Source organism: Thermosporothrix sp. COM3 (assembly GCF_059696735.1).
Genome location: NZ_AP019376.1, coordinates 4,143,435 through 4,158,560 on the forward strand (window position 1 = coordinate 4,143,435; position 15,126 = coordinate 4,158,560).

The 15,126-nt window shown below is 53.7% G+C and carries 14 protein-coding genes; 6 read left to right on the forward strand and 8 right to left on the reverse strand.

Features of this window, described 5'->3' with window-relative positions:
- The first annotated feature begins 20 nt into the window (after positions 1 to 20).
- Together KTH_RS17545 and KTH_RS17550 are read left to right on the forward strand one after the other, a co-directional pair.
- On the forward strand, positions 21 to 1,265 hold the full coding sequence (locus KTH_RS17545; protein WP_497620237.1) for a hypothetical protein: 1,245 nt from the start codon (positions 21 to 23) through the stop codon (positions 1,263 to 1,265).
- 139 nt (positions 1,266 to 1,404) lie between these two features.
- Positions 1,405 to 2,415 carry a hypothetical protein gene (locus KTH_RS17550; RefSeq protein ID WP_111318467.1) on the forward strand — a complete coding sequence of 337 codons (1,011 nt, stop codon included), beginning with the start codon at positions 1,405 to 1,407 and terminating at the stop codon, positions 2,413 to 2,415.
- A 15-nt stretch (positions 2,416 to 2,430) separates the two neighbouring features.
- On the opposite strand, the gene KTH_RS17555 is transcribed toward KTH_RS17550, so the two are convergent.
- Positions 2,431 to 3,657, reverse strand: a complete 1,227-nt coding sequence (locus KTH_RS17555) for a serine/threonine-protein kinase (RefSeq protein ID WP_137686098.1) — start codon at positions 3,655 to 3,657, stop codon at positions 2,431 to 2,433.
- A 307-nt stretch (positions 3,658 to 3,964) separates the two neighbouring features.
- On the opposite strand from KTH_RS17555, the gene KTH_RS17560 reads away from it, so the two are divergent.
- The 3 genes from KTH_RS17560 (at position 3,965) to KTH_RS17570 (ending at position 6,472) form a co-directional block, all read left to right on the forward strand.
- Positions 3,965 to 4,168: a DUF3311 domain-containing protein gene (locus tag KTH_RS17560; protein WP_111318469.1), complete on the forward strand. Its 204-nt coding sequence runs from the start codon at positions 3,965 to 3,967 to the stop codon at positions 4,166 to 4,168.
- 89 nt (positions 4,169 to 4,257) lie between these two features.
- On the forward strand, positions 4,258 to 5,853 hold the full coding sequence (gene mctP, locus KTH_RS17565; RefSeq protein WP_111318470.1) for a monocarboxylate uptake permease MctP: 1,596 nt from the start codon (positions 4,258 to 4,260) through the stop codon (positions 5,851 to 5,853).
- 124 nt (positions 5,854 to 5,977) lie between these two features.
- Positions 5,978 to 6,472: a hypothetical protein gene (locus tag KTH_RS17570; protein WP_111318471.1), complete on the forward strand. Its 495-nt coding sequence runs from the start codon at positions 5,978 to 5,980 to the stop codon at positions 6,470 to 6,472.
- A gap of 57 nt (positions 6,473 to 6,529) precedes the next feature.
- On the opposite strand, the gene KTH_RS17575 is transcribed toward KTH_RS17570, so the two are convergent.
- Entirely contained in the window at positions 6,530 to 7,129 is a 600-nt protein-coding gene (locus KTH_RS17575; protein ID WP_111318472.1) for a hypothetical protein, read from the reverse strand.
- A 432-nt stretch (positions 7,130 to 7,561) separates the two neighbouring features.
- On the opposite strand from KTH_RS17575, the gene KTH_RS17580 reads away from it, so the two are divergent.
- Positions 7,562 to 9,256: a serine/threonine protein kinase gene (locus KTH_RS17580; protein ID WP_111318473.1), complete on the forward strand. Its 1,695-nt coding sequence runs from the start codon at positions 7,562 to 7,564 to the stop codon at positions 9,254 to 9,256.
- A 33-nt stretch (positions 9,257 to 9,289) separates the two neighbouring features.
- Here the strand turns inward: KTH_RS17580 and KTH_RS17585 are convergent, their stop codons facing one another.
- The 6 genes from KTH_RS17585 to KTH_RS17610 form a co-directional block, all read right to left on the reverse strand.
- Positions 9,290 to 9,715: a response regulator gene (locus KTH_RS17585; RefSeq protein ID WP_111318474.1), complete on the reverse strand. Its 426-nt coding sequence runs from the start codon at positions 9,713 to 9,715 to the stop codon at positions 9,290 to 9,292.
- Between the two features lie 61 nt (positions 9,716 to 9,776).
- The gene (locus KTH_RS17590; RefSeq protein WP_111318476.1) at positions 9,777 to 10,574 is read right to left on the reverse strand and encodes an alpha/beta fold hydrolase; all 798 of its coding nucleotides are present in this window, start codon (positions 10,572 to 10,574) and stop codon (positions 9,777 to 9,779) included.
- A gap of 6 nt (positions 10,575 to 10,580) precedes the next feature.
- On the reverse strand, positions 10,581 to 11,468 hold the full coding sequence (gene lipA / locus KTH_RS17595) for a lipoyl synthase (protein ID WP_111318478.1): 888 nt from the start codon (positions 11,466 to 11,468) through the stop codon (positions 10,581 to 10,583).
- Positions 11,469 to 11,571: 103 nt separating this feature from the next.
- Positions 11,572 to 12,894, reverse strand: coding sequence for a dihydrolipoamide acetyltransferase family protein (locus tag KTH_RS17600; protein WP_111318480.1), 1,323 nt, complete (start codon positions 12,892 to 12,894; stop codon positions 11,572 to 11,574).
- A gap of 31 nt (positions 12,895 to 12,925) precedes the next feature.
- Entirely contained in the window at positions 12,926 to 13,912 is a 987-nt protein-coding gene (locus KTH_RS17605) for an alpha-ketoacid dehydrogenase subunit beta (protein ID WP_111318482.1), read from the reverse strand.
- Positions 13,909 to 14,994, reverse strand: a complete 1,086-nt coding sequence (locus KTH_RS17610; RefSeq protein ID WP_111318484.1) for a thiamine pyrophosphate-dependent dehydrogenase E1 component subunit alpha — start codon at positions 14,992 to 14,994, stop codon at positions 13,909 to 13,911. Before KTH_RS17610 ends, KTH_RS17605 begins: the two co-directional genes overlap by 4 nt.
- Positions 14,995 to 15,126: the final 132 nt, after the last annotated feature.

Sequence of the window (15,126 nt, forward strand, 5' to 3'; positions counted from 1 at the left end):
CAATCAGGAGGCATACACTTGTGAAAAAGCGTCATTTTGGGCATGCTCAGTGGACATTGAGGACGATGGCGCTCTGTTTGGTATTGCTCTTATTTACCGGGGTAGGCACGATCGCCCTGATGAAATCTATGCTTGTTGATGCGGAGGAATTGGATAACGGGACACAGACGGTAGATGGAACACCGTCTCCCGATCCACTGAACACTGTCACTGTCATAGTGACAACTACACCCAAAACACCTCCTCCAGCTACACCGAGCCCGACCGCTACACCGAGCCCAACGCCTTCGCCTACACCGAGCCCAACGCCATCACCTACGCCCAGTCCGACGCCGGATGAAGGGGGAATGGTTCCGCCGCCGCCGGTTGTGACTCCGACGCCGAGCCCGTCACCATCGCCCACACGCACTCCTGGCCCGACGCCCACTTCCTCGCCAAGCCCGGAAGCATCACCGGAGGTTGAGCCCACAGCGACCGCTCAACCCGAGGAAACCACCAATACCCAGAAAAATAATCTATCCACCATCTTTCCCATCGTTGGTGCTGGATTTATGATTGTTATCGCTGCTGTCATTATCACGCTGCTGATGGTACGCAAATACAGGCAGCATCAGCAGGGAGAGAAGGGCAAGCGTCCGTACATGTCTCCATCTCTGGCGACCGCTGTACCAGAGCAACAACAGCCTGTTACACCACCACAGCAATTCTCTCCGGTGCCACAGCAATTCTCTCCAGCGCCGCCACCAGTTCAAACGCCTGAGGCACCCTGGAGCGCCGAGTCACCGGATGCACCGACAGTCGCCGATATGCCCACACCGGTTCCGCTGAATCAGAGTGGCTCATTGCCTGCATTCCGCTCATTCCCGACGCCTCGGGAACCAATGTCAGGGGGCTTCTCTACTATCTCCATGCCAGAAGAGCTCTCTCCCATGCCCGCAATGGAGAATCAGGACTTTGCCACGCAGTTTGATGCAGACGCCACGCTCGCGGGCTCATATGCTCCTGTGCCATCCAACAGCCCCGGCGGAAATGGCATTCCCGGCGTGAACTATATACAGGCGAACTCGCTCGATCTCCCGCCAGATCTGCAAAGCAGTCTGGAACAGCAGCCAACCGTGAAAAAGGGTCAGATCTCCTTCACCGGCTTACAGGATGATCCGGTATTGGAGGAAATGATGCAGCAGGTCCAGATGGGACTGTATGTTATGCCAAAGAAGGAGGAGCAAGACAACGGAAACGCGTCGAGCAATAACAGAGTACCATAAGCGTGGTAGGACCTATTACCATAGAGCTATCTATTTGTAGTTCGACATAGAGAAGAGGTACTCTGTATGCAGAGGAAACCCATGCATTGTTCGCCATCCGTAATCTGAGTTGTATCTATTCTAAAGAGAGTTGTTCCTGATGATTGTGCGAGTTCACGCTTTTGACTGGCACCAGTACGCAGATCGTATCATGCCTGCTCTGGCTCGTTGGCTCATCAACGAAGACGAAACCGACGCTTACCAGCTCTTTGAGCAGACCCGATGTGCGCAGGAAGAACTATTCGTTCCTGCGGCATTGCAGCAAGTACGCACCTGGATTCGAGCACGACGCTTTGTGCAACAGTTGCCCCGGCAACAACCCTACCTTGAAGAATATGCTGTACTCTGCGATGCCGCAGCCTTCACCTCTCTCAGCGATACCTATGCGCTGCATCACACTCCCCGACTGCCTCGCCCTTCTGAGGCACTCCGTACTATCTGGGGAGCGCTGATTCAGGAATACTGTCTTCCCTGGCAGCATGGCCCAATCAATCCCCTACCCCAAGCTGAGGATGAACCCGAGATGGCACGCGGCGAAATGATCGCCCTGTTACACACTGCCGGTCTGGATGACCTGATTCATAGTCTTGTGGCCGTACAACACACAGCGGGAGAAGATCCGATTACGCCCACTTCTCTGCCCGTCGCAGAGCAACCACCCCTGCGTTTCGCCCACACCGATTCGCAGGATGACGAAGAAGATGAGGCGCCAGATTTCCCCATCGGGATTGAGCTAGGTCGTTTGCCGGTTCACCTTCAGATACGCGGCTGGCTGGCACGTTATTCCATCCGGGCAATGGCGCTCTTTGAGTTTCTGGCCTGTGGCCGACGCCAGATGCCTTTTGGTTATCAGGCAGGCGACGCCTATGGGAATATCAGCGGCTATCTCACACCGGAGGAAGTCACACATCTTGCTGACTGCTTGCAGTCCATTCCCGTTCCAAAGAAAACAGAAGCCGAGGCAGATTTCCTTCAATTTCGGGAAGCACGACGAAAAGGGAAGACACAGCGTCTGATCGATGAGCTCCTGCCGCTTCATGCAGATCGTCTGGTTCAGGCGGTCCAGAGAGCTGCACTGCAAGAGCATGGTTTGCTCTGCACTCATTCCTGAAAGCGTGCTCAGCTCTTATTCCCTTTTCAAGCGCCAGAAGCCAGACCAGAAAGAGCGACGTTGCTTCTGAACCGGCTCTAGAGGAACCGGGAGCTCATCCTGTATATGAACCTCCTCCAGTGCCTCAACCAATTCAAAAGCCGAAGAGAACCGTTGCTCCGGCTCCAGAGCCAGGGCACGAAGCAGCACACGTTCCAGAGAGCGCGGGATTCCCGGGCGCAGTCTGGAAGGTTCCACTAATTCCAGCCCTTCACAGCGCTCAATCGCATTCATATATGCCTGCTCGATACTGGTTCCCGTTGTCTCTGCGCCTGTCTGCTCGGCACGCATACGGCGTAACGCGACTATCGGAGCGAAACGCGTGAAAAACATATAAAGTAAAGCACCCAATGAATACACATCAGAGCGTTCGTCGGCGTATCCATAGAGCAACTCGGGCGCGATAAAAGGGTTATTTCCCGCGGTATTCAGGATCGGGAAAACACCATTATAAATCTGCTGCGGGGTAAACGGACCCGCACCTTCATGCCAGAAACAGGGGGCAGGCGGCCAGGAAAATAACAATGTCGGCGTCCAGGGGGCCACCCCATCACGATCAACCAGAATCGTCGTCGGGCTCACATCACCCAGAATAACGCCCAATCGATGCAACCGGGCAACCATTCGACACACCTGCAAGCCCCACTGCAAGGCGCATTCTTTGTGCAACCACGCAGGCCAGCTCTCGCGCAGCAAAAGCTCTTGCAGTGTCATTGGTAATACCTGAAGATGGCTGTAAGCACACTGCAAGCGAATGATAAGATAGTAGCGCCCGCCCTCCACAAGCACACGCTCGCTCACCAGAGGCAGGCCAACGGGACAGAACAGCGTTGAGTGTTGCGCTTCTTCCAGCAGAGCATTTTCGATACAATCGCGAACCAGCGGATCAAGCCCAACCAGCACCACTTCACGAATCGCAACCAGCGGCTCAAACTCTTTATCGCCACCCGCCGAGCTACCGACCCGCCTTCCCAGATAGAGATTAACCCGGGGACGCTGATACAGCAGTTGCTCGATACAATAGCATCCATCCAGAATAATATCACCGTTCCGCAGTGGTTCACCTGTATCCGTGCCATCGGGATACGCGGAACAGAAATCTTGAAACGAGAGATCAAGCGGGGTCCGAATCAGGGAGAGCTGCCAGCGAGCATACGCCTGCTCAAGCGTTTCCTCTTCCTGATCATTTATGTTTGTACACATAGCAAGATGCACATCCTCCACCACTCCACAATACATGAAAACCTTTTCCTTAATTATTTTACCTGTCGCAGCAAGTTTTCTGTCACGTATCCATAGCTTGATTGACATTTTTCAAAAAATACCGTAGGATAGCATGAAAGTAGTTTACTCAGCAAACCGCTTATCATCGGGAATGGAACGTCTCTTCTGGTCTATGTACCAGAGGAACCAGCGATGTTCCATAAACTACTTTGTGTTGTTCCCTTTCCAGTTTCATTCTATACTTTTTGTATTCATCACCTCTCTACCCACGAAAAGGAGAACAGCCATGCTAGACCAACAAGGACGACGAAGACGTTGGGCGCGGCTCTTGTTTATCATTCCTCTGGTAGCCCTGCTCTGGGTGCCATTCTACAGCTCCGGTAGCCCCGAACTGTTTGGCTTCCCCTACTTCTACTGGTATCAGCTACTCTGGATTATTTTCACTTCCCTGATTACCGCAGGCGTCTACCTCTTTGAGACCAGACGCTAACCCGACTACTACCCGTCCCATAAAAGGCATTTAGCGCGGCCTTTTGACTTCACTCATCGATGTCTTTGCATGAAAGGAAGAGAGACACCATGCAATGGGATGCAATCATTATCTTTCTATTTTTCTTCCTTTTTGTCACCGTGCTTGGCTTTATCGCAGCCCGCTGGCGGCGCGGTGACTTGAATAAGCTGCATGAATGGGGGCTGGCAGGGCGCCGCTTCGGCACGCTTATTACGTGGTTTCTGCTTGGTGGTGACCTCTACACCGCCTACACCTTTATCGCGGTACCGGCTGCCATGTTTGGCGTGGGCATTATGAGCGGCTGGTTTGCCGTTCCCTATGCCACGATCGCCTATCCGCTGGTCTACCTGTTCATGCCGAAACTGTGGGCAGTCTGTAGACGGCATAACTATGTGACTGCCGCCGACTTTGTCCGGGGGCGTTTCGGCAGCGGCTTACTGGCTCTGGCGATCGCGTTCACAGGGATTCTGGCAACCATGCCCTATATCGCGCTACAAATGTTTGGAATTCAGGTTGCACTTGAAGGGTTGGGCATTCCAACCATGATCCCTATCGGGGGCGTGAATGTCGATATCCCGTTATTGATCGCGTTCCTGATCCTGGCAGCATACACCTATACCAGCGGTCTTCGTGCTCCTGCGATGATTGCACTGGTAAAGGATATCATGATCTTTATTGTGCTCTTTGCCGCGATTATCTATATTCCCTACGCCCTCGGAGGCTTCGGCCCGATCTTTCAGGCAGCCAGTGAGAAGGCAGCGCAGGTCAAAACCTTTATCTTCCTGCCACAACCTGAACATTTCCTCGGTTACGCGACGCTGGCACTTGGTTCTGCACTGGCCCTCTTCCTGTATCCACACTCGGTTACTGGCGTGCTGAGCAGCAGCAGCCCGCGAGCGGTCAAGCGCAATATGGCGCTGCTGCCGATCTACTCGCTGATGCTTGGCCTGCTGGCGCTGCTCGGCTATATGGCAATCGCTGCAAAAACAAAGCCAATTGCCGGTCTGGGGAATAACGGATCTATCCCGGCACTGCTGAATCAATTCTTCCCTTCATGGTTTACCGGCTTTGCCTTTGCCGCCATCGCGATCAGCGCGTTAGTGCCCGCAGCCGTCATGTCCATTGCAGCCGCAAACCTCTTTACTCGTAACATCTACAAGGAATACCTGCGCCCTGGAGCAGGCGACCGTGAAGAATCCGAGGTAGCGAAATGGGCCTCATTTGTGCTGAAGTTCGGGGCCCTGCTCTTCATCCTGAGCATCGACAAGCAGCTTGTGATTAACTTCCAGCTTCTCGGAGGTATCTGGATTATTCAGACACTGCCCGCTGTCTTTCTTGGCCTCTATACGAACTGGTTCAACCGCTGGGCGCTGCTGATCGGCTGGCTGGCAGGGATGGTCTCAGGAACCTGGATCGTGATTGCCAATTCCACTGGAGCAGCCGTGAAAACGGTCGCGCCGATTATCCTGGGCCCAATTCACCTGCCCATTACTTATATCGCGATTACCTCAGTGGTCCTCAATATCCTGCTCGTGCTGATCCTGACACCGATCTTCAACATCTTCAGCCCTCAGAAGGGGCTGGACAGTACGCAGCCAGGCGATTATGATGAAGATCTCATTCCTGCTCAGGAGCCTGAACCGATCGGACAAGCCCTGAGCTAGATTCGGATATCAAGGAAGTTCCTGCACACGCAGGGGCTTCTTTTTTTTGCATCTCATCAATTGCACTCCTCCGCTTCGTGCTATAATAGGCACAATGCTACTAACAGCCACACGGGAGCGCAGAATGAGTTACGAAGACGAATTTGATGAAACCGAACCAGAGGAAGGAAGTGACAATTTACTCGCAGACGATCAATTGCGCCTTCCTGAAAACGCCAATATCCTGGTCCGTATCCACGCTGTTCGGGCCTGGCTTGATCGCCGCCAGCGCGAGATAAAATTAGCGATAGGGCAATCAGCGCTGAAAATGCAATACATTATGGAGGAAGAGGATGAGCGGCCCCGCCGGCGGCGTACGCAGGTTGATTCTCTTCAACAGATACAGCAGCTTCAGCAAGCAATTCAGGATGCTCAGGAGCAACTTCAGATGTTTGAAGACGCCGCCATGCTGCTTCAAGAATGCGTTGACCACCATACAAGCGGTGAAGGCACCCTGGTTGAATACTACCTGCTGCTTGAGGACGCCCTGTTGCAGGTGGAAGACCATCCCGCGCAAGTTGAGGCCCTTAGTGAAGTGATACGGAGGGTTGAACATGTGTCGGCCCCCGACCTTGACTAGCCACACAAAAAAGAGCGAGGGCTGAGAAGGTCCTTCGCTCTTTTTTTGTTCTGAGAGCTACTTTTCTTTCAGAGGAATAAGCGTCGTGCCAATGCGCAGCTTGATATCTCCAAGCGAGATCTGCTGATCAACCGGAAAATCAATATAGCCTTCCTTGGTCTCTCCCTGCAAGAGCTCGGGAGGCAGTCCAGCAAATTTGGGGCTGATCTCCTTGCCATTGCTGAGCGCAAGCGCGACTTCGGAAGAAACATACTGGAAGCCAATGGGCTTCTGCGTCGTATTCCTGACTTTTACATAAATACGAGTAGTATACGGGCTACTTTTCTTCTTGAGATCCGAAAAGCTCTCGGCTGTTTGTGCTTTCTCTAGCGTAAACTCCAATCCCTGCACCGTAACAGGCTGCGTCTTCAATGCAACCTCTTCCATCAGGTTGACGGGACTCGGAACCGGTTTGGTATCTTCTGCAAGAGGATTATCAGAGAGCGTTTCGGCGCGTGGCAGGTGACTGAAGAGCATCCAGCCAATCACGCCAAGAATCATTAGTGCAAATAAGCCAGCCAGGGTCAACCACTTTCCTCGACCCTGAGTCGTTTCTAGAACCTCATTGTCCTCTTCCAGTTCTATCTTTGTTGGCTCCTGCTGTTCCGTTTGAGTCATGATGATACTTTTCTCCTGTTTGACTAGTCCACAAGTTACCACCTATTATAGCAATTAATGGCACGAAACGAGTAGAGGAACTTCCCATCTCCAGTATGACTGTGTCGGAGCTTCAGCGACCTTCCTGGCACTCAATCAGTGCTCAGCAGTACCATTGTATGGGATTACGGGCCACGTTTTCCTGTCACGCCAGTCTCTTCACCACAGGGATACAGCATTTATCAACCTCCACTTACTCTTCACTTTCAAGCAAAAATAGGAGAATAAATTACAACGTGACTGAGGGAATTTAGCTATACTGCTTCCTCCCCGTTGACAGGCCAAGCATCCGATTGCTATGCTAAGGACAGCAACTCATCCATTAGACAACAGACCGCGTTTCTCATTCGTTACGGCCGTATAAAATAGAGCTGGCAGGGGTTCAATTTTCTCATGCAAGAACATGCTTCTTTTATTGGCAGACAACTTGGGAATTATCTTATCACTGGCGTGCTGGCATCCGACTCACACTGTATTCATTTCCAGGCACAGAACATTTCCATTCCTCAACAAATAGTACAGATCCAATTCTATCCTCATGCGCCTCTGACCGAGGCACAGGCGTATGAGGCCTTCCAGCAGGAAACGGCAATGCTCCGAAGCTTGCAGCACGAGTCCCTTCTTCCCTATCTTGATGCTGGCATTGAACACGGAATCCCCTATCTGGTCAGGCCATATCTGCCTGCTCGGACACTGGAAACACTCTTACAACAGCAGCCAGAGCGCCAATTCACCTGCACCGCCATGGATATACTGATCTCACAGATCGGGCAGGCGCTCACCTATTTACACTCACAGGACATCGTGTATGGAAACCTGCACCCCGGAAGCCTGCTTCTGGCGGACAACGGGCAGCTCTTTCTGACCGATATCCATCTGCACTCGCTGCCCAATGCTGAACCTACCGACAAAACCGCGCCTTATTTACCGCCCGAGGCACCTTCGGGAGATGCCGAGAAAAAGAATGATCTCTATGCATTGGCAGCCATTGCTTACGAGCTGCTCACGCGGCAAAAACCCTATCACGTGCCTTCAACCACGCAACCTGGCACCTACTATCGCACAAAAACGCTGATAGCGCCCTCGCATCTTAACCCGGCCATCCCGTCCGAAGTCGATTTGATACTGCTTCAGGCATTGAGTCGGGATCCGGCCCAACGCTACTCAAAACTGCCCCGCCTGCTGGCCGCCTTGAGTGCCGCCACAAAGGGAGAAGTCTATCAAAGTATTCCATCAATTCCGGATCCGCAGCCCGGGCAGGTTGCGCCAAACGCTTTTGATCTTGCCGCAGCCCCCACACAGCTAGACATACCTCAGATGCAGCAACCTGATATGGGGACTTTCGATGCACCGACCGCTGCACAGCCTGTTGCCGAGCCAGTCGCGCCTCATCCTTTGCCGCAGCGCCCACCAGCCAATCAACAGCCCAACAAGTGGGTCGTGCTCTCAACCGTGGGGGCAATCCTGTTGGTCATCTTTGCCTGCGTTGGTGGCGGCCTTGCCTTCTTTCATCCCATCTCACAACCAAAACAGATCACGAACGCCAGTGAACCAACCACGATTACAATCAGCACCGAGGATGTATCTATAACGCAAACACCTGGCGCCACCTCTACACCGACAGCAACTCCTTCTCCGACAGCGACACCTTCCCCCACCCTTACGCCTTCACCCACACCAACACTCACGCCCTCACCGACAGCGACTCCTTCCCCCACCCCTACGCCTTCACCCACACCCGAAGTTAAGGCGGGCACACTTGCGCTGGAAACAGCCACCTTTGCGCCCTCGATGGCAGGCGGGAATTGTCCGTTTATGGGTTATGATAGCAAGCATAATCTTGTGTTTCGCTGTCAGACAACGCTGACCTTGAGCGATGACGCCTCAACAGAGCAGCATTGGAGTGCCGCAGCCTCAGGAATCGTAGCGAGTTTTCCTTCAGGGAATGAGGGAACCCTGGCACCAGGAGAGCGAACATCTATCACCTTTCAGGTCTATATCCCCTCCTATAAGCAGCTCTGTCAGCAGGGAACCATTACCTTCACAGCACAGGGGACATCAACAACCGCGGTCTGGAAATGCTCTTAAGAAAGATAGGCTCCTCGAGCACAGGGAGCCCCTTTACCGGCGCTCTCCATTGCGCATGGCAAATTGACGCACTACGTCAAGAAGATCGCGAACATGGAACGGTTTGACAATCACCTGCTCAACCCCCAGTTTGAGCGCCTCAGCCTCTCGCATGCCTGCCGTAATCACCACAATTGCAGGCTGCGGGAGCGAGGGGTGCCATTGGCTGCGCAGGCGTTGCAGGAATGTATTGCCATCCATACCCGGCATTGCCAGATCAAGCAGGATCACAGCAGGATAGCGCCCTTCATGTAAAGCAGTTGTCAGCCAATCCAGTGCTTCCTGACCTTCAGCCGCCTCCGCAGGCTCGTACCCATCAAGCTCTAAAGCCCAGGAAACCATATCCCGTATCGCCGGATTATCATCAACCACAAGGACCAGTGGAGGATGTTGTCCATCCCAAGACTGTACCTGGCTCATGACTTTTATCCCTCAGGGGAACGTACCGCCTCCCGGCACGTTTCAGTAAGAGCAACAAGCACTACAGAGTTTTCGGTAAAAACGAGCGGAGAGCCTGATCAAAGCGTGCCGGTTGCTCAAGGTTCGACAGATGCCCGGCCTCTGGAATAACAACAAACTGCGCATCAGGAATACGAGCGGCATAGGCCTGTACCTTCTGCGGAGTCATAAGGCTATCCTGCTCGCCCGTGATAACCAGTACGGGGCAATGGATATGAGGAAGCAGGTCGGTCGAATCCAGACGCTGAGCCATACCACGGGAGGCCCCGGCAATCCCTTCCGGGGTCGCAGCATGGATCATCTGGCGCACACGGGCTTCAATTTCAGGATGATGCTGTCGGGTAGCAACCGAGAGCAGTTTTGGCACCTGAATATCAGCAATCGGGTCGACGCCCTGCGCTTCAACCAGCGTTGCCACCTTCTCTCGGTTTGCTTTGCCCTCCGCATCATCAGGTTCGGGCTTCGTATTGGCCAGAACCAGCCCGCGCACGCGCTGCGGATATTTGCGTAAGAATGCAAAGGCCACATAGCCGCCCATTGAGAGCCCACAGAGAACAGCGTTCTGCATTCCCAGGGCATCCATCAGGCCAGCGACATCATCGGCCAGCGCTTCCATTGTGCTGACCCCAGTATCCGCCTCGCTCTCGCCAAAGCCACGCCAATCCAGCGAAACCAGGCGATAACGATTCTCGGGGAGCAGCGCCTTGATCGTCTCATCCCACATGCTCCGATTGAGCGGGAAGGCATGCAAGAAGAGAAGCGGAACCCCTATTCCATGATCGTCGTAAGCTATATCTCGGCCTTTGATTCTTACTTTCACAGATACTTACTCCTGATTCAGGACCTCAGTTGCCTCTTCGGCCTGCTCACGTGCATGATACGAACTACGAACAAAGGGGCCCGCCACCACAGTCTTAAAGCCGAGCTTCAGGCCCTCTTGCTTCAGTGCGTCGAACTCTTCCAATGGTACATAACGCTCAATCGGCAGATGCTTAAACGAGGGACGCAAATATTGCCCGATGGTCAGAATATCGACATCGTGTTCACGCAGATCGCGCATGACCTGAATAACCTCATCCCAGGTTTCTCCCAGACCAAGCATAAAGCCTGATTTTGTCGGGGCCTTTGGATGCATTTCTTTCGCCCACTTGAGCACCTGTAAAGAGCGCTCATAAATGGCCTGCGGTCGGACACGCTTGTATAGTCGGGGGACCGTTTCCACATTGTGATTGAACACATCGGGTTTTGCATCCATTACTACCCGTACAGCATCATAAACCCCCTTGAAATCCGGTGTCAAGATTTCTACCTTACAAGCAGGGTTCATGCGACGAATCCAGCGAATAGTAGCAGCGAAGACAGCCGCGCCTCCATCCTTCAGTTCATCCCGATTCACCGAGGTCACGACCGCATGACGCAGATCCATTGCTTTCACGGCTTCAGCGACACGCTTTGGCTCTTCCCAGTCGAGACCCAGAGGGCGCCCCGTCGCGACTGCACAGAAGCCACAACTTCGTGTACAGACACTTCCCAGAATCATAAAGGTGGCTGTCTTCTGCCCCCAACATTCCCCGATATTAGGACAACGCGCCTCCTCACAGACGGTATGCAGCGATTTTCCGCGCATCAACTGCTTTAACTGCTCATAGTTCTTGCCGCCAGGAGGACGAACCTTCAACCATTCCGGTCGTCGTTGAGGGATACTAATTGTCATTGTTTTGTTTCCTTAGCTCTTCTTGAAAAATGGAACTACGGGCAGGCCCCTATGCTTTTCCAGGAGCCAGCCCAGACGCTTTTATCGTCTGCCATGCAGGCATTTAGTACACATCAATCTCTTTGCCGTAGCTCTCTAGCTTTGTCTTGACGGCTTTCATAAAGCCACCCGACTCGGCACCATCCAGCAAGCGATGGTCGAAGGAGAGACACAGATACATCATATACCGAATAGCAATAGCATCATCTTCGGTTACGACCGGGCGCTTCACAACGGCGTTCATTGCCAGAATACCCGCATGAGGCTGATTGATAATCGGTATAGATATGATTGTACCAAAAACCCCGGTATTATTCACCACGAATGTGCTGCCCTGCATGTCCTGAATGGTCAGCTTATTCGCGCGAGCTCGCGCCGCCAGATCATTGACCTTGCGTGCCAGTCCGGCAATTGTCAACTGATCCGCATCATAGATAGTGGGCACAACCAGCCCGGCATCAGTCGCAACGGCCACCCCCATATTGATGCGCTTCTTGATAACAATCTTGTTATCTTCCGTCCAGCTTGAATTGAGGATCGGGTACTGACGAATCCCCTCACATACCGCCTTGATAACGAACGGCACATAACTGAGTGCATAGCCCTCGCGCTGTTTGAAAGCCGCCTTGTTCCTCTCCAACCACTTCGCGATGTTGGTCATATCCACCTCAACAACCGCAGTGGCGTGAGGAGAAGTATGCTTACTGCGCACCATATGCTCAGCGATAGCCAGGCGCATACGCCCGGGCTCAATGATCTGTACATCTTCTCCTGGCTCAAAGCTGACCGCAGCTGGTTGCGGTAGAGTCGGAGCGGGCTTCGGGGCTGCAGGTGCGGAAGGTGCAGCGACCGGGGGCTGTTCCCTCTGCTTCTCCAGATAAGCCAGAATATCTTCTTTGCGGACGCGCCCGTTCAGACCAGTTCCCTGAATCTGGCTGAGATCAATTCCATGCTCACGGGCAAGGCGGCGAGCCAGCGGTGAGATTCGTTGGCGCTCTTCGGTCGGTGGCTTCTCGGTGGGTGCTGCCGTACGGGCGGCTGCCTTCTCCATCACAGGCGTTTTGGCCTGGGCCGGGCTGGCCACGGGGGCCGCATCGGGACCGGGAGCGGTTGCAGGAGCTTCAGGCGAGCTCTCAGACGGGACATCGGCGCTCTCTTCAATCAGCGCGATATCGGTGCCGACCGCAACCGTTTCATCGACCTGAACCAGAATCTTCGTCAGGCGACCGGCGACCGGCGAAGGGAGTTCCGCATTGATCTTATCAGTAATGACTTCTGCAATTGCCTCGTCACGCTCGACGTAGTCGCCCTCTTTTTTGAGCCAGGCCCCAATAGTTCCTTCAGAGACCGATTCACCCAGGCGAGGCATCTGTACCGGCGTTGGCATAATCGTACACTCCTTCTTTTCTGTCTTCTACTCAGTACGCGGCAAGCTCACGAGCCGCAGAAAGTATTTTCGCTGCATTTGGCAAGTAGGCCGCCTCTAACGCAGGAGCATAAGGGAATGGAGCATCTGGAGCAGCAACGCGCGTGATCGGGCCATCCAGGTATTCAAACAGATCTTCAGCAATCAAAGCGGACAGCTCCGCTCCAACGCCTCCGGTTAGCGCATCCTCATGGACGATCAAGACCTTATTCGTGTGCTTCACCGAGGCCGAGATAGCCTCACGATCCAGCGGGGTCAGGCTCCGCAGGTCAAGCACCTCAACCTCCAGATCGTCCTCTCGTTCCAGAACTTGCGCAGCTTGCAGGCACTGATGCACCATTGCGCCATAAGTAATCATGGTCATGTCTTCCCCTTCACGCCGGACGATTGCCTTGCCAATCGGGACGACATAGTCTTCCTCCGGCAGCTCTTCCCGCAGCTCGGGCATACGATAGAGCAGCTTATGCTCAAGGTAGAGCACCGGGTTATTATCACGAATCGCCGCTTTCAGCAAGCCTTTTGCATCGTAGGCCGTGGAAGGATAGACGACCTTGATGCCCGGAGCATGGAAAAACCAGGCTTCAGGCGTGGAGGAATGGAAAGGGCCACCTTTGGTGCCGCCCCCGGCGGGGCCGCGCACAACAATAGGAACCGGCATGCCCACACGCCAGTACATCTTCGCCGCCATGTTGATAATCTGGTCAAAGCCACAGGTGATAAAATCAATATACTGCATCTCGGCAATCGGGCGCATCCCCATCAGCGCCGCACCAACTGCCGAACCAATAATCGCAGCCTCAGCCATCGGTGTATCAATGACGCGCTCGGAACCGAACTCTTCAAGCAGACCGGCGCTCACTTTAAAGGCTCCACCATAGGTGCCCACATCCTCACCCAGGAGAAATACCGCCTCATCTCGTCGCATCTCTTCGCGTATGGCCTGGCTGATAGCTTCCAGATAGGTAACTTTCGCGCTCATCGCCGTCCAATGGCCTCCTCTGTCTTCCGTATCGTGGTAAATGGCTGCCCGGTTCGCCGATCAAGCGCATTGACATAGCGTGTATCTTCTGCCCCCGGCTCGCCAACAATTGCAATCGGTCCATCGGGAGCAAACACATAATCAGCGACCGTTTCCGGATCTGGTGCCGGACTTTGTTCAGCAAAGCGTACAGCATCATCTGTGACCGCTTTGATGTTCGCCTCAATTTCGGCTTTTTTTGCTGTGGTTAGAATTCCTTCCCGGGTCAGATACGCCTCAAAGAGGTTGATAGGGTCTTTCTTCAACCACTCTTCGCGCACATCCTGCGGGACATAATCGGCTTTATCGGCCTCCGAATGTCCACGAACTCGAAAAGTCTTGCACTCAACGATAGCTGGACCCTTGCCGCTTCGTGCATGCTCAACGGCTTTCCCGACCGTTTCGATGACGGCCAGAACATCGTTTCCATCCACCGTTTCACCGGGGATGCCATATGCTCTGGCACGCTCAGAGAGGTTCTGAATATTGAACTGCTTATGGGAGGGGGTAGAATACGCATAGCCGTTGTTTTCGATCACAAGTACAAGAGGAAGTTTCTGTACAGAGGCAAAGTTCATTGCTTCATGGAATGGACCCGTGTTGGTGGCTCCATCGCCACAGGAAGCCAGAACAATCGTTGAACGCTTCCGCATCTTCATCGCGAGGGCAACTCCGCACGCAACCGGAAGCGATTCGCCAAGCATACTGATCATAGGCACAATTCCATGATGCATGTCGCCTATATGTAGCTGCCCATCGCGTCCTAGCGTCGGGGAGTTTCCGCGAGCTAACCATTGACACATCACTGCACGAGGCGAAGTCCCTCGAACAAGCTGCATCCCCAGATCCCGATGCTGCGGAACGATGCAGTCCCCATCGCGCAGCGACATTGCTGCCCCGACAGTGGTGGCCTCATGCCCTTGCGCTGTATAGACACCCCCCACGACTTTTCCCTGCAAAAACAGGGTCCGGGTTCGGTCCTCCATCGCACGGGTGAGGCGCATAAAGTAATAGATCTGTAGCAGGTCAACCCGCTCCAGCATGTCCTTACACCCTTCTTTCTCAAATCTCTACATGAAAAAATGTAAGCCTACCTGCGTTCATGCTAGCATGTGGTTCAAAGGGGTGTCAACCACGCTTAGCTGCTCCCTTCTCAGCCTGATGCCAGCCGCCCA